The organism is Streptomyces sp. NPDC048142, from assembly GCF_043202835.1.
Lineage (GTDB): Bacteria > Actinomycetota > Actinomycetes > Streptomycetales > Streptomycetaceae > Streptomyces.
Window position 1 is genome coordinate 125,240 of the sequence record NZ_JBIDBC010000011.1, and the last position, 22,727, is coordinate 147,966.

The 22,727-nt window shown below is 73.5% G+C and carries 16 protein-coding genes and 1 pseudogene; 11 read left to right on the forward strand and 6 right to left on the reverse strand.

Annotated features, from left to right (window positions below):
- The first annotated feature begins 160 nt into the window (after positions 1-160).
- The 8 genes from ACGF2Y_RS16855 (at position 161) to ACGF2Y_RS16890 (ending at position 10,416) form a co-directional block, all read left to right on the forward strand.
- Entirely contained in the window at positions 161-1,375 is a 1,215-nt protein-coding gene (locus ACGF2Y_RS16855; protein ID WP_392947535.1) for a radical SAM protein, read from the forward strand.
- Positions 1,372-2,127: an iron-containing redox enzyme family protein gene (locus ACGF2Y_RS16860; protein WP_392947538.1), complete on the forward strand. Its 756-nt coding sequence runs from the start codon at positions 1,372-1,374 to the stop codon at positions 2,125-2,127. Before ACGF2Y_RS16855 ends, ACGF2Y_RS16860 begins: the two co-directional genes overlap by 4 nt.
- Positions 2,124-2,342 carry an aroma-sacti cluster domain-containing protein gene (locus ACGF2Y_RS16865; RefSeq protein ID WP_392947541.1) on the forward strand — a complete coding sequence of 73 codons (219 nt, stop codon included), beginning with the start codon at positions 2,124-2,126 and terminating at the stop codon, positions 2,340-2,342. Before ACGF2Y_RS16860 ends, ACGF2Y_RS16865 begins: the two co-directional genes overlap by 4 nt.
- 180 nt (positions 2,343-2,522) lie before the next feature.
- On the forward strand, positions 2,523-5,936 hold the full coding sequence (locus ACGF2Y_RS16870; protein ID WP_392947543.1) for an AAA family ATPase: 3,414 nt from the start codon (positions 2,523-2,525) through the stop codon (positions 5,934-5,936).
- A 60-nt stretch (positions 5,937-5,996) separates the two neighbouring features.
- Positions 5,997-6,881 (forward strand): S8 family serine peptidase, encoded by an 885-nt coding sequence (locus tag ACGF2Y_RS16875; protein ID WP_392947546.1) that lies wholly within the window; start codon positions 5,997-5,999, stop codon positions 6,879-6,881.
- On the forward strand, positions 6,865-7,500 hold the full coding sequence (locus ACGF2Y_RS16880; RefSeq protein ID WP_392947549.1) for a GAF domain-containing protein: 636 nt from the start codon (positions 6,865-6,867) through the stop codon (positions 7,498-7,500). The genes ACGF2Y_RS16875 and ACGF2Y_RS16880 overlap by 17 nt, the downstream gene beginning before the upstream one ends.
- 105 nt (positions 7,501-7,605) lie before the next feature.
- Complete coding sequence (locus ACGF2Y_RS16885) at positions 7,606-8,394, forward strand: sugar phosphate isomerase/epimerase family protein (protein ID WP_392947551.1); 789 nt, start codon at positions 7,606-7,608, stop codon at positions 8,392-8,394.
- A 153-nt stretch (positions 8,395-8,547) separates the two neighbouring features.
- Positions 8,548-10,416: a glycoside hydrolase family 3 protein gene (locus ACGF2Y_RS16890; protein ID WP_392947554.1), complete on the forward strand. Its 1,869-nt coding sequence runs from the start codon at positions 8,548-8,550 to the stop codon at positions 10,414-10,416.
- 201 nt (positions 10,417-10,617) lie between these two features.
- On the opposite strand, the gene ACGF2Y_RS16895 is transcribed toward ACGF2Y_RS16890, so the two are convergent.
- From ACGF2Y_RS16895 to ACGF2Y_RS16905, 3 genes are all read right to left on the reverse strand, one after another.
- Positions 10,618-12,102 (reverse strand): S28 family serine protease, encoded by a 1,485-nt coding sequence (locus ACGF2Y_RS16895; protein WP_392947557.1) that lies wholly within the window; start codon positions 12,100-12,102, stop codon positions 10,618-10,620.
- Between the two features lie 150 nt (positions 12,103-12,252).
- On the reverse strand, positions 12,253-12,678 hold the full coding sequence (locus ACGF2Y_RS16900; protein WP_392947560.1) for a hypothetical protein: 426 nt from the start codon (positions 12,676-12,678) through the stop codon (positions 12,253-12,255).
- Positions 12,679-12,786: 108 nt separating this feature from the next.
- The gene (locus tag ACGF2Y_RS16905) at positions 12,787-16,518 is read right to left on the reverse strand and encodes an ABC transporter ATP-binding protein (RefSeq protein ID WP_392947563.1); all 3,732 of its coding nucleotides are present in this window, start codon (positions 16,516-16,518) and stop codon (positions 12,787-12,789) included.
- 256 nt (positions 16,519-16,774) lie between these two features.
- Here ACGF2Y_RS16905 and ACGF2Y_RS16910 point away from each other — a divergent pair, with 256 nt between their 5' ends.
- Both ACGF2Y_RS16910 and ACGF2Y_RS16915 read left to right on the forward strand, forming a co-directional pair.
- Complete coding sequence (locus tag ACGF2Y_RS16910) at positions 16,775-17,164, forward strand: type II toxin-antitoxin system RelE/ParE family toxin (protein WP_392947565.1); 390 nt, start codon at positions 16,775-16,777, stop codon at positions 17,162-17,164.
- Entirely contained in the window at positions 17,164-17,583 is a 420-nt protein-coding gene (locus ACGF2Y_RS16915) for a helix-turn-helix domain-containing protein (protein WP_392947568.1), read from the forward strand. Before ACGF2Y_RS16910 ends, ACGF2Y_RS16915 begins: the two co-directional genes overlap by 1 nt.
- A 41-nt stretch (positions 17,584-17,624) precedes the next feature.
- Here the strand turns inward: ACGF2Y_RS16915 and ACGF2Y_RS16920 are convergent, their stop codons facing one another.
- From ACGF2Y_RS16920 to ACGF2Y_RS16930, 3 genes and pseudogenes are all read right to left on the reverse strand, one after another.
- Positions 17,625-19,307, reverse strand: coding sequence for a thiamine pyrophosphate-binding protein (locus tag ACGF2Y_RS16920; RefSeq protein WP_392947571.1), 1,683 nt, complete (start codon positions 19,305-19,307; stop codon positions 17,625-17,627).
- The gene (speB, locus tag ACGF2Y_RS16925; protein WP_392947573.1) at positions 19,304-20,284 is read right to left on the reverse strand and encodes an agmatinase; all 981 of its coding nucleotides are present in this window, start codon (positions 20,282-20,284) and stop codon (positions 19,304-19,306) included. The genes ACGF2Y_RS16920 and speB overlap by 4 nt, the downstream gene beginning before the upstream one ends.
- A gap of 104 nt (positions 20,285-20,388) precedes the next feature.
- Positions 20,389-20,916 (reverse strand): annotated as a pseudogene (locus tag ACGF2Y_RS16930) (hypothetical protein); the annotation flags it as partial.
- Between the two features lie 178 nt (positions 20,917-21,094).
- Here ACGF2Y_RS16930 and ACGF2Y_RS16935 point away from each other — a divergent pair.
- Positions 21,095-22,708, forward strand: a complete 1,614-nt coding sequence (locus ACGF2Y_RS16935; RefSeq protein ID WP_392947576.1) for a PucR family transcriptional regulator — start codon at positions 21,095-21,097, stop codon at positions 22,706-22,708.
- Positions 22,709-22,727 lie beyond the last annotated feature (19 nt).

Consider the following 22,727-nt stretch of genomic DNA (forward strand, 5'->3'; position numbering starts at 1 on the left):
AGCGGAGGAAGGCCGGTTTCCCGGCCCCGGTGGCGGCGCGGGGAGCCGCCCCGACCTGGGCCCATACCGCCGCCGAAGCGATGGCGGACCGTCCGCGAACCGGTACGGCACAGTCTGGGTACGCGCACGACGCGCCCCGGCCCCGAAGGAGGCGGCCCGTATGGAACTCGCCGAACTCGTCGCACGGCGGCCCTTCCCGGCTGCCGGCCTGCTCCTCGGCCTCACCCGGCGCTGCCCGCTGCGCTGCGCGCACTGCTCGACCGGGTCGGACCTGTTCACCCGGGAGGAACCGGACGGCGCTCAACTGGAACGCTTCGTCAGCTCCTTCACCGAGGAGAACCGGCCCGACGTCGTCATGCTCACCGGCGGGGAACCGCTGCTGCTGCCCGCGCTCGCCGAGCGGCTGAGCGCGTCGGCGCGGCGCGCCGGGTCCCGTACCGCGCTGCTCAGCGGCATGTTCTTCGCCCGGTCCGGGAGCACGGGATCCAAGAGCACGGGATCCAAGAGCGCGGGGTCCGGGAGCACGGGATCCGGGAACCGGTGGGGGCGGCGGGGGCGGCGGGGCCTGGTGATTCCGCCCGCGATCCTGCGCGCCATCCGTTCCGTCGACCACTTCTCCGCCTCCCTAGACGTCCACCACGAACGCGAGGTCCCGCGCGCCGACGTGTTCCGTGCCCTGCACCTCGTCCGGGAGGAGGGCGTGGCCGTGAGCCTCCACCTCACCGGGACCGGTGCGTCCGATCCGTATCTCGCCGACATCACCCGGGCGGTGGAGCAGGAGTTCGGCGGCCGGGTCCCGTGCCTGGTCAACGAGGTGCGGCCGTTCGGCCGGGCCGCCGCGTGGGCCAGGCCCGCCCGCACCGGCCCGGACCCGGCGGCGGCGGCGCCGTGCTCGATGGCCGCCTGGCCGGTGGTCGCCTTCGACGGCAGGGTGCTGGCCTGCTGCAACCAGGACACCGTCGACCGCCGGCCCGTACCGGCCCACCTGGACCTCGGGCACATCGGCGTCGACGACTGGGGGACGGTGCGCCGCCGGGCGCTGGAGTCCCCGGTGCTGCGCATGATCCGCACGGTCGGGCCCACGCATCTGGCCGCCCGGTACGGCTCCGGGCCCCGGGCGGGTTCCTACTGCGACGGCTGCCGGGCACTGGGCGGCGACGAAGCGGCGGCGGCCGGGGCCCGCACGGTGGCGGGCGGGGCGGGCGGGGCGCTGCTGGACCTGACCGCCGCGGTGCGCGGCTCCCGGGAGGGGGCGCAGGGCGTCGTGCGCCGGCACGGCTGCGCGGCGTACGCGCCGCTGGTCGTCACGGGCGGGCCACCGCTGGTCGTCGCGGGCGGGCCGCCGCCTGAGCCCGGCGCGCGGGACGTCCGATGAGCACGGCGGCCGGTGACACACGGCCCGCGTGCGCGGGGGCCTCCGCCCGGTTGCGCACCAAACTCCTCCTGCTGGAACCGGAGTTCCGTGGCGCGACGCACCATATGTGGCGCTCCGATGGGCTGTTGCCGCGCTATCGGACGTATCTGCGCACCATGCACGCCGTCGTCCGCGCCTCCGTCCCGCTGATGGCGCTGGCCCTCGACCGCGCCCGTGGCCGGGCCGCCCAGGGCGACCCGCTGGCGGCGCCGCTCGCCGTGTATCTGGAGGAGCACATCCGGGAGGAGTCGGGGCACGACGCCTGGCTGCTGGAAGACCTCCTGGCGGCGGGCGGCGCCCCGGAGGACGCTCTCGGTCCGCAGCCCTCTCCCCTGGTCGCCTCGCTCGTCGGGTCCCAGTACTACTGGATCGAGCACCACCACCCGGTCGCCCTGCTCGGCTACATCGCCGTACTGGAGGGTTACGCGCCCGCCCCCGGCCTCACCGGCCGCATCGCCCGGCTGACCGGGCTGCCCGCCGCCGCGCTCCGGACCGTACGGGAGCACTCGGTGCTCGACACGGAGCACCTGGACGAGCTGTACGCGCTGCTGGACCGGCTGCCGCTCCGCCGGGACCAGGAAGCGGCCGTGGCGGTCAGCGCACTGCACTCCCTCGACGCGCTCACCCGGCTGTTCGTCCGGCTCGGGCGCTCCGCACCGACGCCGTCGCCGCGGGGAGCCGGACCTGTCCTACCGATGGGAGTCACACCATGACCGGACCACCCGTGAACCGCGAACGGCCGCCGCTGCCCGACGCGCTGTACGAGGCGGGCTTCCCCGTGGATCTGCTCACCGAGGAACAGCGCGAGGTGCTGAGCGGGCTGACGCCGGAGGAACTGGCACTGCTGCTCGACGTGAAGAGCAGGCTGGACGCCGTCGGTCCCGAGGTGCAGGCGCACGGCGAGATCGCCGGGGGCGCGCTGTTCTGACCGACGCCTGACGCCCAACGGCCCTACGGCCTACGGCCTACGACCGGCGACCGATCACGGTAGGTACGGGCCCGGCGTCGGGATCACCGCCGCCGGGGCCGTACCCGCCGGGGCGCGAGCGCCTGGTGAACCCGCCCGACGCCCCTGGACCGCACGGCCCCCGGGAGAGAAGGACCCGCCATGAACTGCCTCTCGTGCCAGCAGGACCTGCCCCCGACCGCCCGGTTCTGTTCGTCCTGCGGGACACCGTGCGCGACCGCCGGGGCTCCCGCGACCGCCGGGACCGGGACCGGACCGGCCCCCGCCGCCCCTCCCGGCGACGAACGCAAGCCGGTGACCGTCCTGTTCTGCGATCTCGTCGGGTCCACCGCGCTGTCCGGGGTGCTCGACCCGGAGACGCTGCGCGGGGTGACCCTGCGGTACTTCGAGGCGATGAGCGCGGAGATCGTGGCACGGGGCGGCACCCCGGAGAAGTTCATCGGGGACGCGGTGATGGCGGTGTTCGGCGTGCCGGTGGTCCGTGAGGACGACGCCCGCCGGGCGCTGGCGGCGGCGCTCGGGATGCGCCGGGCGCTGGCCCGGCTGAACGAGGAGCTCGACGCCACCCTCGGCATCGAGCTGGCCACCCGGATCGGCGTCAACACCGGTCAGGTGGTGGCGGGTTCGGACACCACCGCCCGGCAGGCCCTGGTCTCCGGGGAGACCGTCAACATCGCCGCCCGGCTGGAGCAGAACGCGGGCCGCGGCGAGATCCTCATCGGCCCGGGGACCCTGCTCGCCGCCGGTCCGACGGTGCGCGCCGAGCCCACCGGTCCGCTGCGGCTGAAGGGCAAGCGGGACAGCGTGGCGGCCTACCGGCTGCTGGCACTGGGCGCGGACGACCCCGAACTGCTGCGCCGCTTCGACGTCCCCTTCGTCGGCCGCGACGCGGAGCGGCAGGCTCTGGACGCCGCCCTGGAACAGGCCGCGCGTGGCAGCGGGGCCGGACTGCTGCGGGTCACCGGGGAGGCGGGCATCGGCAAGACCCGGCTGGTACGGGAGTGGCTGGCGGGGCGGTCGGCGTCCGGCGCGCTCGCGTACGGCGCCGGGCGGTGCCGCAGTTACGGGGACCACGGCACCCTCGCCCCGCTGGCCGACGCGGTGCGTTCCCTGGTGACGGCCGGGCCCGGTCCGGCGGACGACGCGAAGGACGCGGCCGGTGTGCTGGCGGTCGACGACGCGATGGCCCTGCTCTCCGGGGGTCTGCTGCGCGACGGAACGCCGAACGCCCCCTTCGAGGACATGTGCGCGGCCCTGGCGGCGGTCCTGGAGCGAGCGGCCCGGGTCCGCCCGGTCGTCCTGGTGCTGGACGACTGGCACGCGGCGGCCCCGCTGCTGGTCCGCACGGTGCGCCGGCTGACGGACGGCTCGGAGTGCGCGGGGGTGCTGGTGCTCTGCGCCGGGCGACCGGACGGACCAGATGGGCCAGATGGGCCAGATGGGGCTGACGAGCTGGATGGGCCGGACAGGTCGGATGGACTCGACGGGTCCGGTGGATCCGACGGGTCGGACAGGCCGGATGGATTCGACAGGTCAGGTGGGTCCGACGGATCAGATGGGCCCGACGGATCAAATGGGCCTGACGCGGGCGGCGAACCCCCCGCCCGGTCCGGACATCTCCAGCTCACCGGTCTGCCGCACGAGGAAGCACTGCGGCTCGCCGCCGGTCTCGCCGGTCCGGACGGCGGGCCGGCCCCGGTGGACGACCGGCTCCTGGCGCGGGCCGGGGGCAATCCGCTCTACCTGGAGCAGCTCCTGGTCGGCGACCGGGCGGACCCGGCGGCCGCCGCCCGGCCCGGGGGCCCGGCCTCCGACGAGGATCTGCCGCCCACGCTCCAGGCCCTGCTGGGCGCGCGCATCGGGGCCCTGGCCAGGGCGGAGCGCGGGGTGGTGGATCTGGCCGCCGTGATCGGCCGGGAGTTCACCGCACCGGAACTGGTCCGGCTGGAGCTGTCCGTACGGGCGGCGGAGGGCCACGCCGCCGGGCCCCTCACCGAGTCCGCCGGGCCGGCCGGACCGGGCCAGGAGCACCGGCGGCGTGTCCAGGAGGCGTTGGCGGTGCTGGGCCGCCGTCGGCTCGTGGAGTCGGGGCCGCCGGGGGGCCGGGGGGAGGAGGCGTACCGGTTCAGCAGCGGACTGGTGCACGAGGTCGCGTACGCCTCGCTGTCCAAGCGGGCCAAGGCGGACCGGCATGCCTGGGCGGCGGAACTCCCCAGCGTGCTGCGCGGCGGCGACGGGGCGGTGGGCGGCCATCTGGAGCGCGCCTACCGCTACCGCGCCGAACTGGGGCTGCTGGACGACCGGGCACGGCGGCTGCGTGACCGGGCCGCCGCCGCGCTGGGCCGGGCCGGGGCGCAGGCCGCCGCCCGGTCCGACCTGCACTGGGCGCACGGCCTGCTGGAACGGGCGGTGGACCTGTGCCCCGGGGATCCGGCCGTGACGCGGCGGCTCGGTGAGGTGCGGGTGGCGCTGGGCCGCACCGAGGAGGGGGCCGAACTGCTGCGCCGCGTACGGGACTCGGGGTCCGACGCGGTGGAGGCCGCGCATGCCCGTCTCGCGCTCGCGGTGCTGGATCCGGGCGGCCCGGGTCCTGGCCCCGCCGCCGTGGCCCGTACCGTACTGCCGGTGTTCGAGGCGGCCGGGGACTCGGCCGGCCGGGCGCGGGCCCATCTGCGGCTCGCCCAGCAGTTCCAGCGGTCCGGGCGGCACGAGGAGGCGGAGCGGGACCAGGCGCGGGCCCTGGAGCACGCCGTCCTGGCCGGGGCGGAGCCGGAGCGGGCCGGGGCGCTCGGCGCGATCGGGATCTCCCTGTGGCGCGGGCCGGTTCCGGTGCCCGCCGCGGTGATCCGCTGCCGGACACTGCTGGCGGCGCACGGTGCGGGCCGGCCCACGGTCCGGGTCACCCTCAACTGCCCGCTGGCGGTGCTGTACGCGCTCCAGGGCCGGCCCGACGTGGCGTACGGCTGCCTGGCCGAGGCGGAGCGGCTGGCCGGGAAGCTGGGGTTCGCCGAGGCGGAGGTCTTCCTGCCGGTGTTCCGGGCGACGGTGGAGGCGCTGCTCGGCCGGAGCGCCGCCGCGCTGGACCTGCTCGGCCGGGCGGACGCGGCGGCCCGGCGTACGGGGGCGGCCGGGATGCGGACGGCGGTGGCGCTGGACGCGGCCCGGCTGGAGCTGGACGAGGGCCGGGAGGACCGGGCGGCCGCCCGGCTGGCGGGTGTCGGCGACACGTCGGGGCTGAGCCGTGCGGACGCGGTGGACCTGGCGGGGCTGCGGGCCCGGCTGACGGCGCGGGAGGACCCCGACGGGGCGGCCGGGCACGCGGACCGGGCGGTCCGGGCCTCGCTGCTCACCGATTCCCCGCTGGTGCAGGCGACGGCCGAGCTGGACCGGGCCCACACGCTCGCCGCCCTGGGCCGGTGGCCGGAGGCCGGGACCTCGGCCCGGTCGGCCGGGGCGCACTTCACGGGCAAGGGGCATCTGCCGGGGACCCGCCGGGTCGCCGGTTTCCTCGCACACCCACCCCGGTTCGTGGCCACGACGAGGGAGAGGAGCTGACCGATGACGACCACGGATTCGGGACGGACACGCACGGGACCGGGACCGGGACCGGAGCATATGGCCGCAGGAGACGCGCGTACGGCCCCGGGGCAGGGGCTGACCTGGAGTCTGCGCGGGCGCGGCCCGGGGGACGTACCGGTGCTGGCGGACGCCGGACCACCGGGTGGCCGCCCCGCCGCGCCCGCCACCGGACGCGGCGTACGCGTGTGCGTGGTGGATTCGGGCGTGGAGCGGGACCATCCGCTGATCGGCCCGCTGGCCGGCTCCTGGGTGGTCGTCAAGGACGGGGAGAGCGGGGAGATCACGGTCGAGCCGACGACCACCGGGGACACCTGCGGGCACGGCACCGCGTGCGCGGGCATCGTCCGGCGGACCGCCCCGGACTGCGAGATCCACAGCGTGCGGGTGCTCGGGGAGCGGTTCGCCGGCACCGGGGACGTCCTGATGGCCGGGCTGCGCTGGGCGGTGGAGCAGCGTTTCGACGTGGTCAACCTCAGCCTGTCGACGACCCGCACCCGGTTCGCGCAGGAGCTGCACAACCTGGCCGACAGCGCCTACTTCGCCCGTACGGTGATCGTCGCCTCGGCCCACAACACCTCGGTGGAGAGCTTCCCCTGGCGGTTCGCGTCGGTGATCTCGGTCGGCAGCCACCAGGAGGACGACCCCGAACTGCACCTGTACAACCCGGATCCCCCGGTGGAGTTCTTCGGACCGGGCCAGAACGTGACCGTGCCGTGGCTGGGCGGCCGGACGATCCGCACCACGGGGAACAGCTTCGCCACGCCGTACGTCGCCGGGCTCTGCGCCCGCGTCCTGTCCGCGCATCCGCGGATGACGGCCTTCCAGCTCAAGAACGCCCTCTATCTGTCCGCGGCCAATGTGCGTCAGGCGCCGCGTCCTTCCACTGTGGCAGGAGATACCCGTGATGACTCCGAGAACTGATTCCGCTTCCGCCCTCTCCCCCGCCCTCGCCCCCGCGCCCGCCCTCTCCGCCGCCGACGCGCCGCGCCGTGAACTGCTCCAGTCGGTCGTCGACGTGGCCCGTGCCATCTTCGGGGCCGAGGCCAGTTCGGTCTTCCTGCTCGACGAGGAGGCGGACGAGCTGGTCTTCCAGGCCGTGTCCGGGCAGGGCGAGGAGTTCCTCGTGGGCCGCCGGTTCCCGGCCGGCCGGGGGATCGCCGGGTGGGTGGCGACCTCCGGCGAGCCGATGGTGGTGGACGATCTGAGCACCGATCCGTCCTTCGACCGCTCGCTGGCCGAGTCGACCGCGTACGTGCCGAACGCCCTGATGGCGGCCCCGCTCATCAGCGATGCCCGGATCCTCGGCGTACTGGAGGTGCTGGATCCGTCCCCGCAGGCCCGGTCGGGCGTCCGGGAGCTGGACCTGCTCGCGATGTTCGCCCGGCAGGCCGCCGCGGCGCTGCGGGTGATCACTCCGGAGCGGGGGCGTGAGGCCGAGTGCCGCGCGGTGTTCGGCACAGGCGCGCTGGAGGGCGCGCGGCGCGAGGACGCGCTGAAACTGCTGGGTAGCCTGGAGCGGCTGCTGCGGGGCTCCGGCTGAGGATCCTGAGCCCGGGAGCGGCCACCGGCCCGGCGGGCAGCAGCGGGCGTCGGCAACCAGGGCGTCGGCCACGAGGGCGTCGGCAACATGGGAAGGACATGCACGATGAAGCTCGCTTTCTCCACCCTCGGGGTGCCGGGAACGCCGGTCGCCGAGGTCGTCCGGCTCGCCGCCGGAAACGGCTACCGGGGGGTGGAGCTGCGCGTCCACCCCGAGGAGCCCGTGCACCTGGGGCTCTCGTCGCTGGAACGGGCCGATGTGGTCGAGGCGTTCACGGCCGGCGGGGTGGAGATCCTGGCCCTCGCCGGGTATGTGAGGGCGGCCTCGGAGGACGACGACGAACCGGTCCTGGCGGAACTGGCCGAGCTGGTGAAGCTGGCCCGGGATCTCGGCGCGTCCTACGTCCGGGTCTTCCCCGGCGGCGGCGACCAGGACCGGGCGGAGGCTGACGCGGCGGCCGCCCGGCGGCTCGGGGCCGTCGCCCCGGCCGCCGCCGACATGGGTGTGAGCATCCTGCTGGAGACCCACGACTCGCACCGCGCGGGCCTCGACGCCGCCCGGGTCCTCGCCAGGGTCGGGCACCCCCGGATCGGCGCGGTCTGGGACGTGCTGCACACCTGGCTCGCCGGTGAGAAGCCCGCCGCCAGTCATGCGGCGCTCGCCCCGCACCTGGGATACGTCCAGGTGAAGGACGTCGCGTCGGCGGACGACCTGACCCCGCTGGCGCTGGGCTCCGGGGTGCTTCCGCTGGCGGACTGCCTGGACCTGCTGGATCAGGACACCTGGGTGTGCTGGGAGTACGAGAAACGCTGGCACCCGGGGGCGGCGGAGCTGCCGGATCTGCTGGGCGCGGGGCGTGCGTACCTGCTGCGGCTCGGGACGCCGAAGCAGTAGCCGGAGCAGTGGCGGCGGGGCGGTGGCGGCCCGGAGGGCGGGGCCCGTTCGCGTACGGGTCGCTTCGTGGGCGGCCCGGACTCTTGACCGGAAGTTACTTTCCCTATAAGCGTACTTCCCTGGAAGTTTCTTTCACCCCGGGAAGGAGCTCACGTGCCCCACCGCACCTCAAGACGCACCCTCCTCACCGCCACCGCGGCCGCCACGGCAGCGGCGGCCACCGGCGCCCTCGCCGCCCCCTCCGCGGCATCCGCGCACCCCACGGACGCCCACACCGACCGCCGGCTGCGGCGGATCATCGCCGGGATGAGCCTGGAGGAGAAGGTCGGCCAGCTCTTCGTGATGCGGGTCTACGGGCACTCCGCCACCGACCCCGACCAGGCCGACATCGACGCGAACCTCGCCGAGATCGGGGTCCGTACCGCCGCCGAGCTGATCTCCACGTACCACGTCGGCGGCATCATCTACTTCACCTGGGCGCACAACACCCGCGACCCGCACCAGATCGCCGACCTCTCCAACGGTCTCCAGCGCGCCGCGCTCGCCGGGCGCTCCCGGCTGCCGCTGCTCGTCTCCACCGACCAGGAACACGGCATCGTCTGCCGGGTCGGCGAACCCGCCACGCTGCTGCCGGGCGCGATGGCCCTGGGCGCGGGCGGCTCGCGCTCCGACACCCGCCGGGCCGCCCGGATCGCGGGCGCCGAACTGGCCGCGCTCGGCATCAACCAGAACTACGCCCCGGACGCCGACGTGAACGTCAACCCGGCCAACCCGGTCATCGGCGTACGGTCCTTCGGCTCCGACCCCGAGGCGGTCGCCTGCCTGGTCGCGGAGCAGGTGAAGGGCGCTCAGGGCGCGGGCATCGCCTCGACCGCCAAGCACTTCCCCGGACACGGCGACACCAGCACCGACAGCCACACCGGGCTGCCCGTCATCAGCCACACCCGCGCGCAGTGGGAGGAGCTGGACGCCCCGCCGTTCCGCGCCGCGATCCGGGCCCGTATCGACTCGATCATGACCGCGCACATCGTGGTCCCCGCACTCGACCCGTCCGAGGACCCGGCCACGCTCTCCCGGCCGATCCTCACCGGCATCCTCCGCGAGGAGCTGGGCTACGACGGAGTGGTGGTCACCGACTCGCTCGGCATGCAAGGGGTACGCACGAAGTACGGCGACGACCGCGTGCCGGTCCTCGCGCTGCTGGCGGGCGCGGACCAGCTGCTGAACCCGCCGAACCTCTCGGTCGCCTGGAACGCCGTGCTGGAGGCGGTGCGGGGCGGCGAGATCAGCGAGGCGAGGATCGAGGAATCGATCCTGCGGATCCTGCGGCTGAAGAGCGGACTGGGCCTGTTCCGGCACCCGTTCGTCAGCCACCGGGGCGTCGATCGCACGGTCGGCAGCCGCGTCCACCGGGCCGCCGCCGACAGGATCGCCGAGCGCACGACGACCCTGCTCGCCGACCCGGGCAGGCTGCTGCCGCTCTCCCGCCGCACCCACCGCGAGCTGCTGGTGGTGGGCGCCGATCCGGCGTCGCCCTCCGGGACGACGGGCCCGCCGACCAGCACACTGGCGAACGCCTTCGCAGAACTGGGCTTCACAGCAAGGGCGTTGTCCACCGGCACGGCTCCGAACCAGGCGAGGATCGCCGAGGCGGTCGCCGCCGCCGAGGGCAGGGACGCGGTGGTCGTGGCGACGTACAACGTCACGGCGAGCAGCCCGCAGCGCACCCTCGTCACGGCCCTGGTGGCGACCGGCGTCCCGGTGATCACCGTCGCCGTCCGCAACCCCTACGACATCGCCCACCTCACCGGTGCCGAAGTCGCGGCGAGCCTCGCCACGTACTCCTGGACGGATGTCGAACTGCGCGCCGCCGCCCGGGTGATCGCGGGCCGCGCCGATCCGGAGGGCACCCTCCCGGTTCCCGTGCAACGTGCGGACGACCCGACGCGGGTGCTGTATCCGGTCGGCCACGGGCTGTCGTACCAAGGGCCGTCCCGCCGGGAATCACGGGACAGCCCTTGAGCCCTTGAGCCCTCGAACCCCTGGCCCTGCGGCGACCGGACGGCCCGGCGTCGGCGGTTGCCGGGACACCACGGGCCTGTTCGTCCGTGAAGAAACCCCGCTGTGCGCGGACAGCCCGGTGGGCCGCGCCCGCCGGTCACCGGGAAGGTGACCGGCGGGCACAGCCACGTGAGGCGCCGCTGTGACGACCGTGTGCGACCGCTACGGGCGCAGCGTGGCCCCGTCGCGCTCGATCTCACCGTTGCGCTGGTCCAGCCTGGTGTCGAACTTCGCCAGCGGCTTGGCCTTGGCCGGGTCCGCCTCGACGGCCGCCGGGGCGACGCCCGCCCAGCGCAGGATCGCGGCGGTGGCCTTCGCCCTCTCCTCTTCGACGAGACCGGAGACCCGTGCGCCGTGGTTGCCGCCGGGGACGGTGTAGACGGCGCTGTCCTTCGCGCCGCGCCCGAGGCGGAACGGCTCCGCGCTCCACGGGTCGTTCTCGCCGTTGACGTACATCATCTGCCGGGCGTTGCGCTTGACCCAGCGGTCGATGTCCCGCATCGCGCCCCGGTCGAACTTCATCGGGATGGAGCGGGGCACGAAGTTGCGCGGGGGCTGGTAGCCGTAGCGGCTCAGCTTGCCGAGCCAGGGCTGCTTGATGTTCGGCGAACCGAGCTGGGTGCCCGCCTGGTAGTAGTACGGGGTGTACGGCTCCAGGCCCTGGTCCACGTAGAAGGAGAAGCCGGAGATGGAGTCGACGGAGTTCCAGATGTCGTCGTCGGTGGCCTTCTTGGCGTCGGCCGGGATGTCCGCGCAGTCGGCGAGCAGGCTGTACTGCCAGAACGCCCACACGTAGTCCATCACCGTGGCCTCGTAGGCGCGGTCGAGGGAGCCGACGGTGTTGAAGGTCCAGCCGTTGGCGGCGGCCTGCTCCTTGTACTTCTTCTGGAGCGGGGCCCGGCGGATCAGCGCCTCGCGCTGCACGCCTGCCAGCTTGTCGCGGCACTCCTTGGTGCCGACGTTGCGGAAGAACCGGTCGTACGCCGAGTCCGCCTTGTTCACGACGTCGTTGGGCGCGACGTAGGCGACGACGCCGTCCATGTCCTTCGGGTAGAAGCGCTCGAAGTACGTGGCGGTCATACCGCCCTTGGACCCGCCGGTGGCCAGCCACTTCTTGTCGTAGATCTTCTTCAGCGCCGTGAACACCCGGTGCTGGTCGCTGGCGGCCTGCCAGATGTCCAGCTTGGACCAGTCGGCCGGGGCCGGACGGGACGGGGTGAAGTAGCGGTACTCCAGCGAGACCTGGTTGCCGTCGATGATCTGCGTCGGCTCGCTGCGGCTGGGGTTCGTGGAGACGTGGTAGCCGCTGGTGAAGAAGACCGTCGGGCGGCTCACGTCCTTGTGCAGCAGGGTCAGGCGCTGCTGGAACGTGCCCTTGTACGGGCGCCGGTGGTCCACCGGCTGGGTGTAGTTGAGGACGAAGTAGCGGTAACCCGCATAAGGCTTCTCCTCGATCAGACTCATGCCCGGGATGGCCAGGATGCGGTCCTTGATGTCCTTGCTGCTCGCTTCGCTGCCTCCGGCAGCGCCGCTGCTCCGCTTCGCGGCCGGCTCCACGGCGGTGGCCGCACCGGCCGAGGCCCCCGTGACTCCGACCGTGCCTATGAGCACGGCGAGCGAGAGAACCCCTGTGAGCGCCTTGCGCATGCACCCTCCCCTTGATTCACAACAGTCGCCGTGAACTTATCGGGGCAACACACGCCACGCCAGACCCGGTTGTCCGCTTCATCAGGGAACGCCGGGGGAATGCCGGGGAATTGTCAGAGGAAGGCCCGGGAAAGGAACGTCAGGGGAAGGTCAGCAGAGGATCCATCCGGTGGAGACGGACTTCTTGCCGATCGCGCCGGTGGCGCGGACGCAGCGGTTCAGCGCGTTGACCGTGACCGGCCCGGCCAGTCTCGTGTACGAGCCCTTGTCGGAGACCGTACGTCCGCCGCGCGGCTGGAGCGTGACGCTCATCGTCCGCCGCTTGCCGGGCTTCTTCGCGACGGTCACCGCGCAGACGTGGGCGCGGCTCTTGTAGACACGCAGCTCCCCCGTGGAGAACCCGACCGTCTTCGCCGGGCGGCCGGTGCAGGCGGTGGCGGCCTGTGCGGTGGCGGTGGCGCCGAGCAGGGGGACGAGTCCGGCCAGCAGGGGCAGGACGAGGAGACGGACCAGGAACGGCCGCCGGCGTCTCGCCGGCGCCTTCGGCCCGGCCGGTACCGCAGTTTCCTCGAACATGTTCGCCCCCACCTGACGTCTGTACACACCCCCGCGTCCCTGGCTACGACGCAGCGGACCCGCGGGAGGTTGCACCGCCCGTGCGGGGAGTGGGGAACGCGGGGATCCTCAGACGCCCGCGGGCTCGTCCTCCCCTATGCCCTCGCCGATGAAGGTGCGCCACAGCCGGGCGTACCGGCCGTCCTTGGCGAGCAGCTCGTCGTGCGTGCCGTCCTCGACGACGCGCCCCTGGTCCATGACCACGACACGGTCGGCGCGGGCGGCGGTGGTCAGCCGGTGGGCCACCACCAGTGTGGTGCGGCGGCCGGTGAGGCGGTCGGTGGCCTGGTTGACCAGGGCCTCGGTGGCGAGGTCCAGGGCTGCGGTGGCCTCGTCCAGGAGCAGGACGTCCGGGTCGACGAGCTCGGCACGGGCCAGCGCGATGAGCTGACGCTGTCCGGCGGAGAGGTTACGGCCGCGCTCGGCGACCTCGTGGAGATACCCGCCCTCCAGCGTGGCGATCATCTCGTGCGCGCCGACCGCGCGGGCCGCGGCCTCCACCCGGGCGTCGGTGGCGTCGGGCAGCCCGTAGGCGATGGCGTCGCGGACCGTGCCGGCGAAGAGGTACGCCTCCTGCGGGACGACGCCGAGGCGGTGCCGGTAGGCGGTCGTGTCGAGGGTGCGCAGATCGGCGCCGTCGGCGGTGACCCGGCCGCCCGTGGGGTCGTAGTACCGGGCGACGAGTTTGACCAGGGTCGACTTCCCGGCCCCCGTCTCCCCGACGAACGCCACGGTCTGGCCGGCCGGGATGAGCAGGTCGACCCCGGTGAGGGCCTCCTCGTCGGAGCCGTACGCGAAGGAGACGTCCTCGAACGCGATCTCGCCGCGCAGCGACGGCACGTCGAGCGGTTCGTCCGGTTCGGCGGTGGAGGTCGGCTCGCGCAGCAGCTCCTGGATGCGGCCCAGGGAGACGGTGGCCTGCTGGTAGCCGTCGAAGACCTGGGAGAGCTGCTGTACGGGGGCGAAGAACAGCTCGATGTAGAGGAGGTAGGCGACCAGGGCTCCGGTGGTCAGCGTGCCGTTGTCGATCCGGCCCGCGCCGACGATCATGACGGCTGCGGCGGCGACGGAGGCCAGCAGCTGGACGAACGGGAAGTAGACGGAGATCAGCCACTGGCCGCGTACCCGGGCCTGGCGGTAGTGGTCGCTGTGCTCGGCGAAGCGGGCGGCCCCGTCGTGCTCGCGACCGAAGACCTGGACGATGCGGAGGCCGGAGACGGACTCCTGGAGGTCGGCGTTGACGGCGCTGATCCGGGTCCGGGCCAGTTCGTACGCCTTGACGCTGCTGCGCCGGAAGAAGACGGTGCCGATGATCAGCACGGGCAGGGTGGCGAAGACGACCAGGGCGAGCTGGAGGTCCAGGACGAGCAGCGCGACCATGATGCCGAAGAAGGTGACCACGGAGACGAACGCGGTGACGAGCCCGGTCTGGAGGAACGTGGAGAGCGCGTCCACGTCCGTCGTCATCCGGGTCATGATCCGGCCGGTCAGCTCGCGCTCGTAGTAGTCGAGGCCGAGGCGCTGGAGCTGGGCGAAGATCTTCAGGCGGAGCGAGTAGAGCACCCGCTCGCCGGTCCTGCCGGTCATCCGGGTCTCGCCGATCTGGGCGGCCCACTGGACGAGCACGACGGCCAGGGCGATCGCGGAGGCCGCCCACACCGCGCCGATCGAGACCTGGGAGACGCCCTCGTCGATGCCGTGCCGGATCAGGACCGGCAGCAGCAGGCCCATGCCGGCGTCGACGGCGACGAGCCCGAGGCTGATCAGAAGGGCCGGGCCGAAGCCGCGCAGCAGCCGGCGCAGCCCGTAGGACTCCTCCGCCCGCACGGCGGCGGCCTCGTCGACCTCGGGGGTGTCCGTGGCGGGTGGCAGGGCCTCGACCTGGGCGAGCAGTTCGGGCGTCGCGGGCATGCCTTCGACCGTGGTGTCCCGCTCCTCCTCCTTGCGGATCCACAGCTCGGGGGTGATGCCGCGCTCCGCGTCGAACTCGGCGTCCAGCTCCTCCTGGAGGGCGCGGTCGTCCGCCAGGTCCGCCCCGGTACGCGGCGGCCGGTGGCCGGGCGAGGTGCCGCCGAGCCCGTCGGGGTCGGTGAGCAGGCGGCGGTAGAGCGCGGAGGTGCGCTCCAGCTCCTGGTGGGTGCCGATGGCGACGAGCTTCCCGCCGTCCAGGACGGCGATCCGGTCGGCGAGCAGGAGGGTGGAGCGGCGGTGGGCGATGAGCAGGGTGGTGCGGCCCGCCATCACCTGTCTGAGGGCCTCGTGGATCTCGTGCTCGACGCGGGCGTCGACGGCGGAGGTCGCGTCGTCGAGGAGGAGGAGCCGGGGGTCGGTGAGGATGGCGCGGGCGAGGGCGACGCGCTGGCGCTGGCCCCCGGAGAGGGTGAGCCCGTGCTCGCCGACGGTGGTGTCGTAGCCCTTGGGCAGGTCGGAGATGAACCCGTGGGCCTGGGCGGCGCGGGCGGCCTGTTCGATCTGTTCCTGGGTGGCGTCGGGGAGGCCGTAGGCGATGTTGGCGCGGACCGTGTCGGAGAACAGGAAGCTGTCCTCGGGGACGAGCCCGATGGCGGAGCGCAGGGACGCCTGGGTGAGCTCGCGGACGTCGTGGCCACCGATCAGGACGGCCCCGTGGGTCACGTCGTAGAAACGGGGCAGCAGGAGCGAGACGGTGGACTTGCCACTGCCGGACGCGCCGACGACGGCGACGGTCTCGCCGGGTGCGACGGTGAGCGAGAACCCGTCGAGGACCGGGCGGGCGTCGTCATAGCCGAAGCGGACGTCGTCGAACTCGATGCCGGCCGGGGCGTCGGCGGGCAGCTCCTTGGTGCCGTCCCGCAGGGAGGGTTCGGTGTCGATGAGCTCCAGGACGCGTTCCACGCCGGCCCGTGCCTGCTGGCCGACGGTGAGGACCATGGCGAGCATCCGGACCGGGCCGACGAGCTGGGCGAGATAGGTGGAGAAGGCGACGAACGTGCCGAGGGTGATCTCGCCCCGGGTCGCCAGCCAGCCGCCGAGGGCGAGCATGGCGACCTGACCGAGGGCGGGCACGGACTGGAGGGCGGGGGTGTAGCGGGAGTTCAGCCGGATGGTGCGCAGCCGCCCGGCGAACAGCCGGCGCCCGACCTCGCGGAGCTTGCCGGTCTCCTGGTCCTCCTGGCCGAAGCCCTTGACGACCCGGACCCCGGAGACGGCCCCGTCGACGACTCCGGCGACGGCGGCGGCCTGGCTCTGGGCGTACCAGGTGGCGGGGAAGAGGCGGGTGCGGGAGCGGCGGGCGATGAACCAGAGGGCGGGGGCGACGGCGAGGGCGACGAGGGTCAGGGGCAGTGAGAGCCACGCCATGATCACCAGGGAGATGAGGAAGAGCAGCATGTTCCCGATGGTCATCGGGAGCATGAACAGCAGCCCCTGGATCAGCTGGAGGTCACTGGTGGCCCGGCCGACGACCTGCCCGGTGGACAGCTCGTCCTGACGTTTCCCGTCGAGCCGGGTGATCGTCGCGTACATGTCCGTACGCAGATCGTGCTGGACGTCCAGGGCGAGCCGGCCGCCGTAGTACCGGCGGATGTAGGTGGCTATGTAGACGAGGACGGCCGCGCCGATGAGCAGCCCGGTCCAGACGGTGAGGGAGCGGGTGTGGCCGATGACCACGTCGTCGATGATGACCTTGGTGATGAGCGGCACGAGGGCCATGACGGCCATGCCGGCGAGCGACGAGCCGAGCGCGAGCACGACGTTGCGCCGGTACCGCCACGCGTACCCGGTCAGCCGCCGGCTCCACCCCTGTTGCTCTGCGCCCGTCACGCGTTGCCTCCCTCTCACCCCGTATGTCCGTGTCCGGTCGCCCGGATCACGGACCTGCTCTACCGGAAGGCACCAACATCAGGGGGAGCGGATTTCATCCCTCCGCGAAAATTCCGCCGCGGCGGCGGGCGGATGAGGAAGCAGACGCGGGAACGGGGGCAGGGGCAACGACAACCGTTTGGAGTGAACCACTCTTCCGGGTGACGGCACCAAGAAGACAGGCGTCATACACTGGAGCATCTATACGTTCCGATATATGGATACGCCCTATGTGATCGAGATCGAACCCGAGGTTCGGCTGTGGCTGATGAACCTGCCGTACAACGACTTTCTCGTGGTCGAGCACGTCGCCGACCTGTTGCGGGAGCGCCCCACGACGCTCGGGGAGCCGTATTCCCGGCACCTCGGCGACGGCGTCCGCGAGCTGCGGTTCAGCCTGGGCCGGCGGGGGTTCGCGACCCGGATTCCCTATTGGCTCGCACCGGATCGCCGGATCGTTCTGCTTACCGTCTTCCGCAAGACCCGGCAGCGGGAGACAGCCGAGGTCGCCCGCGCCAAGCGCGCCAAGGTGCTCTGCGAGACCCAGCACCAACCGGCTCACGATGTGTACACGCGTACAGCCGACGAGGAGAAGGAGAAGCGGTAATGGTCAGCCACGCACGCTGGAAGTTCGCCCGCGACGAGAAGGTCGCCCAGGGGATCGCCGAGGACCCCGAGGTGGAGCGGCGGCGCGAGGAGATCTCTCTCGCGTTCGACCTCGGACAAGCCGTGTACGACCGGCGGGTCGGCCTCGGCATCTCACAGACCGAGCTGGCCCGGCGCGCCGGCATGACGCAGCCGCAGGTCTCGAAGCTGGAGCTCGGCGGCACGGTCCCCACCGTGCCGCTGCTGGCACGGCTGGCCCGTGCCATGGAAGCGATGTTCCGGATGGAGCTGTTCGGAAGCAGCATCCGTGTGACGTTCACCGACCTCGACGGTGACGCACCGGAAGCGGCGGGACGGGCCTCCCGACCTGAGGAGTCGCAAGCCGTCGACGGCCGAACCCCGCAGGCGGCCCAGGGGTAGCCCGCACGCGGTGCCGGCTACCCCTGCCCCGGACACGCCGCCTACAGATGCGTCGGCTCGAACATCCGCAGCAGCGCCGGAAGCACGACCACGGACGGCCCCGGGGCCGCCAGTGCCTTGCCCAGGTCGGCGGCGAGCGACTCCGGTGTCGTACGGACGGCCGGTACGCCGAAGGACTCGGCGAGCGCGACGAAGTCCGGGCGGGACAGCTCGGTGGCGGTGGCCTCGCCGAAGGCGCCCGTCATGTATTCGCGCAGGATGCCGTAGCCGCCGTCGTCGACGATCAGCCAGGTCAGCGGCAGGTCGTACTGGCGGGCGGTGGCCAGCTCCGCGATGGAGTACATCGCGCCACCGTCGCCGGAGACCGCGAGCACGGGCTTCGTCGGGTCGGCGGCGGCCGCGCCGATGGCCGCCGGGAAGCCGTAGCCGAGGCCGCCCGCGCCCTGGGCGGAGTGCATGGTGTTGGGCCGCCGGGCGTCGAACGCGGACCAGGCCCAGTACGCCAGGATCGTCATGTCCCAGAAGCTGGGCGCGGTGTCGGGCAGTGCCTCGCGAACGGCGGCGAGGACCTGCTGCTCCAGGGTGAGGTCCTGTGCCTCGATCCGGACCCGTACCTTCTCCAGCACCGTACGTACGCGCTCCGCGGCGCCCGCGTCCTCGCGGGGCTCGACGGCCTCCAGAAGGTCGGCCAGCGCCTCGCGGGCGTCGGAGTGGATGCCGAGGGCGGGGTGGTTGGACTCCAGCTTCCCGGCGTCGGCCTCGATCTGGATCACCCGGCCGCGCGGGCGGAAGGTGTGGTAGTTCGAGGAGAGTTCGCCGAGGCCCGAGCCGACGACGAGCAGGACGTCCGCGTCCTCCAGGAAGTCGGTGGTGTGCCGGTCCTCCAGCCAGGAGCGCAGCGACAGCGGGTGCTCCCAGGGGAATGCGCCCTTGCCGCCGAAGGTGGTGACGACCGGGGTGTCGGTCTTCTCGGCCAGCGCGAGGAGCTTGCCGGAGGCGTCGGAACGGACGACTCCGCCGCCCGCGATGATCACCGGGCGCTCGGCGTTCGACAGCAGGTGCGCCGCGGCGATCGTCAGCTCGGGGCGCGGGTGGAGCTCGCGCGGGGTGGCGTCCATGGCGCTGACGACCGGCAGCGTGGTCTCCGCCAGCAGCACGTCCTGCGGGATCTCCACCCAGACCGGCCCGTGCGGGGCGGTCAGCGCGGACTCCCAGGCGGCGGCGATCGCGGAGGGGATCTGCGAGGCGGAACGCACGGTGTGGACGGACTTCACGATGTCGCGGACGGAGGACTGCTGGTCACGCAGCTCGTGGAGGTAGCCGTGCCGCCCGCCGCCGAGTCCCGCCGTGGGGATCTGGCTGGAGACGGCGAGGACGGGCGCGGAGGCGGCGGCCGCCTCCTGGAGCGCGGCGAGCGAGGTGAGCGCGCCGGGCCCGGTGGAGAGCAGCAGCGGCGCCACCTCACCGGTGATCCGGCCGTACGCGTCGGCGGCGAAGCCCGCGTTGTTCTCGACGCGGAGTCCGACGTACGAGAGGGAGGAGCGGCGCAGCGCGTCGAACATGCCGAGAGCGTGCTGGCCGGGCAGCCCGAAGACGGTGGTCGCGCCGAGGCCCTGAAGGGACTCGACGACGAGGTCGCCGCCGTTGCGGCCGGGCGGCGGATTCAGTGCGGCGGCCGCCTGGGCGGCGGTGAGCCGCGGCCGGTCGTCATGGTCGTGGCTCACTTGGCCTCCGTGGTTTCCTTCGCCGCCGCGATCTGGCGGGACATGATCGTCGTCAGCTCGTACGCGGCGTGCGAGGCGGCCACGGAGGTGATCTCGGCGTGGTCGTACGCGGGGGCGACCTCGACCAGGTCGGCGGAGACCAGGTGGCAGGAGGCCAGCCCGCGCAGGATCTCCAGCAGCTCGCGGGAGGTGAGGCCGCCGGCCTCGGGGGTGCCGGTGCCGGGGGCGTGCGCCGGGTCCAGGACGTCGATGTCGATGGAGATGTAGAGGGGCCGGTCGCCGATGCGCTGGCGCAGCTGGTCGGCGATCTCGTCGACACCGCGCCGCATGACGTCGGCGGAGGTGACGATGCCGAAGCCCATCTTCTCGTCGTCGGTCAGGTCCTGCTTGCCGTACAGCGGGCCGCGGGTGCCGACGTGGGAGAGGGCGGAGGTGTCGAGGATGCCCTCCTCGACGGCCCGGCGGAACGGGGTGCCGTGGGTGTACTCGGCGCCGAAGTAGGTGTCCCAGGTGTCCAGGTGCGCGTCGAAGTGGAGCAGGGCGACGGGCCCGTGCTTCTTGGCGACGGAGCGCAGGAGCGGCAGGGCGATGGTGTGGTCGCCGCCGAGGGTCATCAGGCGTGCGCCGGTGCCCAGCAGGTCGTCGGCCGCGCCCTCGATGGTCTCGACGGCCTCGTTGATGTTGAACGGGTTCGCCGCGATGTCCCCGGCGTCGGCGACCTGCGCGAGGGCGAACGGGGAGGCGTCCTGCGCCGGGTTGTACGGGCGCAGCAGCCGGGACGCCTCACGGATCGCGTTGCCGCCGAAGCGGGCGCCGGGACGGTAGGAGACCCCGGTGTCGAAGGGCACGCCGACCACGGCGACGTCGGTGCGGCCGACCTCGTCGAGCCGGGGCAGCCGGGCGAACGTCGCGGGCCCGGCGTACCGGGGGACGCGGGAGGAGTCGATGGGGCCGCGCGGCGTATCGGTGCTGCTCATGGGAGGTGTGCCTTTCCTTCGTTTTCGTACGGGTTTCGGATTTCGTTCGGTGTCCAGTGTGCGGGGTGATCCGGCGTGCCCCGAATCCGGCCCGGGGAGCGTCCTCAGACGCCGGACGGGCTGGGTTCGGCGGGGGCCTCCGCCGCGGCTTCGTCCTCCGGTCCGCCCCGCCCCGCCAACCGCTCGCGCCAGGCGGCGAGCACGGCCGCGTCGGTCGGCGGCGTCGTCAGCGAGACGATGACGTACACGGCAAGCGACGCCAGCAGCCCGTAGTAGATCGGCTGGTCGGCTGGTCGGCTGGTCGGCTGGTCGGCTGGTCGGCTGGTCGGCGAGGATCCCGTAGTGCGCCATCAGTCCGGTCACCGCGACGCCCCCGACGCACACCGCCGACAGCGCCCCGGCAGCCGTGCCGCGCCGCCACAGGAGTCCGTGGTGTCGCTGCGCGGGGTGAAGGCGCGCTGCCAGATGTCCTGTCCGATGACCATGCCGAAGGTGTAGATCAGCACGCACGTGAAGATCGTCTCGCCGCCGATGCCGAGCAGGTCGAAGTGCGCGGTCGGCAGCTGGGCCTTCCTCTCGCCGTAGCCGCCCGCCTTGACGACGGCGATCGGCAGCAGGAGCAGCAGCACCCCTGGCGAGCATGCCGGCCAGGCAGACGACGATCACGGCGTAGTCGACAGCCACGGGCTTCCCTCCGTCTCGCGCGAACAGATGTACGTGTGTACGTGCGAGAAGACGGTAGGTCGCCGAATGCTGGCGCTGAAGTGTACGTTTCCTCCATTCCCGACGCGTTGAACGGAGGAACCGTCCATGCCGATCCCTCCCGCGGGCACCACGCAGGTGACTCCGCCGCCCGGTCCGCCGACCCCGCCCATCCCCCTGTCGGAACTTCTGGCCAGGGAGGAGCTGGGGCTGCGCCGGATCGCGGGCCCGGCCGACGCCGACCTTCTCTGGGTGCACACCTCGGAGATGGCCGACCCGTATCCGTATCTGCTCGGCGGCGAGCTGCTGCTGAGCGCCGGGGTGCTGCTGACGGACCCGGACCACTATGTCGGCCGGCTGGTGGAGGCGGGGGCGGCGGCGCTGGGGTTCGGGGTGCGGCCGGTGCACGAGACGGTGCCCCGGGCGCTGGTCGAGGCGTGCGACCGGTACGGCCTGCCCCTGCTGGAGGTGCCGCCCGAGACCCCGTTCACCACGATCGCGCGGGCGGTGTGGCGGCTGATGGCCGAGGCGCGCCACCGCGAGCTGCGCCGGGTGACCCGCGCCCAGCAGGCCCTGGCGACGGCGGCGGCCCGGCCCGACCCCGTACCGGCGGTCCTCCACCAGCTCGCGACGCAGCTCGGCGGCCGGGCCGTCGTACTGACGGCGCGGGGCGAGGAGGTCCACGCGGCGGGCCGCCGCCCGCCCCCGGAGGCGGCGGGCGCCCTGACCCGCCTCGCCCGGGTGGTGGCCCGGGAGCGTCCCGCCTCCCCGGCGTCGGCCACCGACACCCACGGCGACACGCACCTGGCCGCGTACGCGCTGGGCGGCGGTGAGGGCCTGGTCCTGGCGCTGGCGACCCGGCGGCGGGAGTCCGGCGACCACACGGTGGCGGGCATCGCGGCGGTCCTCCTCTCCCTCCTGGCCGCCCCCCACCAGGGCGCGGACGCGGCGGGCCGTTCGGCGGCCCTGGTCCGCATGCTCCTGGGCGCCTCCCCCGCCGAGGTGGCTCCGCTGCTCGGCTCCACCGGCCCCTGGACGGTCATCCACGCCCGCCGCACGAACGGCGCCCCGGCGGACGCGCTGACCGCCGGCGCCCTGGGCACGTCGCTGGGCACAGCCCTGGTCGACGCCGGCCGCGGGGGCGGGGAGGCCGTACGGGTGCTGCTGCCGGGCGTCCCGGGAGCGGAGCCGGAACGGGCACCGGCACCCGGCCCGTCAGGTTCACGGCCGGCGCCCGGCATGTCGGGGTCGCGCCCGGGAGAGCGCGGACCGGCGGACTCGGGGTCGCGCCCGGGAGAACTCGGACCGGAGCCGGCCCAGGTCACCCCACAGCCCGGCTGGACGCTCGGCGCGTCCGCCCCCACCCCCGTCACCGCTCTCGACGCCGCCGACCAGCTGGCCGCCCGCGCCCTGGCCCACGCGCAGGCGACCCGCGCCCCGCTGACGGTGGACGCCCCCGTGAGCGGCCTCGCCGCCCTGGTACCGCCCGAGCAGGCGGCCGCCCACGCCCGCGCCCTCCTCGCCCCGCTCACCGCGCCGCTGGCCGACACCCTGCGCTGCTGGCTCTCCCTCCACGGCAGTTGGGACCGTACGGCGGTGGCCCTGGGCGTCCACCGCAATACGGTGCGCCAACGCATCGGGCGGTGCGGGGAGTTGCTGGGCATGGACCTGGACGACATGGACGTACGGGCGGAGTTGTGGTTCGCGCTGCGGCAGGGGTGAACGCGGGCGGCCGATATCC

Coding starts and splice junctions, on each gene's coding strand:
- ACGF2Y_RS16855 (WP_392947535.1), top strand. CDS start 161: ATGGAACTCGCCGAACTCGTCGCACGGCGGCCCTTCCCGGCTGCCGGC.
- ACGF2Y_RS16860 (WP_392947538.1), top strand. CDS start 1,372: ATGAGCACGGCGGCCGGTGACACACGGCCCGCGTGCGCGGGGGCCTCC.
- ACGF2Y_RS16865 (WP_392947541.1), top strand. CDS start 2,124: ATGACCGGACCACCCGTGAACCGCGAACGGCCGCCGCTGCCCGACGCG.
- ACGF2Y_RS16870 (WP_392947543.1), top strand. CDS start 2,523: ATGAACTGCCTCTCGTGCCAGCAGGACCTGCCCCCGACCGCCCGGTTC.
- ACGF2Y_RS16875 (WP_392947546.1), top strand. CDS start 5,997: ATGGCCGCAGGAGACGCGCGTACGGCCCCGGGGCAGGGGCTGACCTGG.
- ACGF2Y_RS16880 (WP_392947549.1), top strand. CDS start 6,865: ATGACTCCGAGAACTGATTCCGCTTCCGCCCTCTCCCCCGCCCTCGCC.
- ACGF2Y_RS16885 (WP_392947551.1), top strand. CDS start 7,606: ATGAAGCTCGCTTTCTCCACCCTCGGGGTGCCGGGAACGCCGGTCGCC.
- ACGF2Y_RS16895 (WP_392947557.1), bottom strand. CDS start 12,102: ATGCGCAAGGCGCTCACAGGGGTTCTCTCGCTCGCCGTGCTCATAGGC.
- ACGF2Y_RS16900 (WP_392947560.1), bottom strand. CDS start 12,678: ATGTTCGAGGAAACTGCGGTACCGGCCGGGCCGAAGGCGCCGGCGAGA.
- ACGF2Y_RS16910 (WP_392947565.1), top strand. CDS start 16,775: ATGGATACGCCCTATGTGATCGAGATCGAACCCGAGGTTCGGCTGTGG.
- ACGF2Y_RS16915 (WP_392947568.1), top strand. CDS start 17,164: ATGGTCAGCCACGCACGCTGGAAGTTCGCCCGCGACGAGAAGGTCGCC.
- speB (WP_392947573.1), bottom strand. CDS start 20,284: ATGAGCAGCACCGATACGCCGCGCGGCCCCATCGACTCCTCCCGCGTC.
- ACGF2Y_RS16935 (WP_392947576.1), top strand. CDS start 21,095: ATGCCGATCCCTCCCGCGGGCACCACGCAGGTGACTCCGCCGCCCGGT.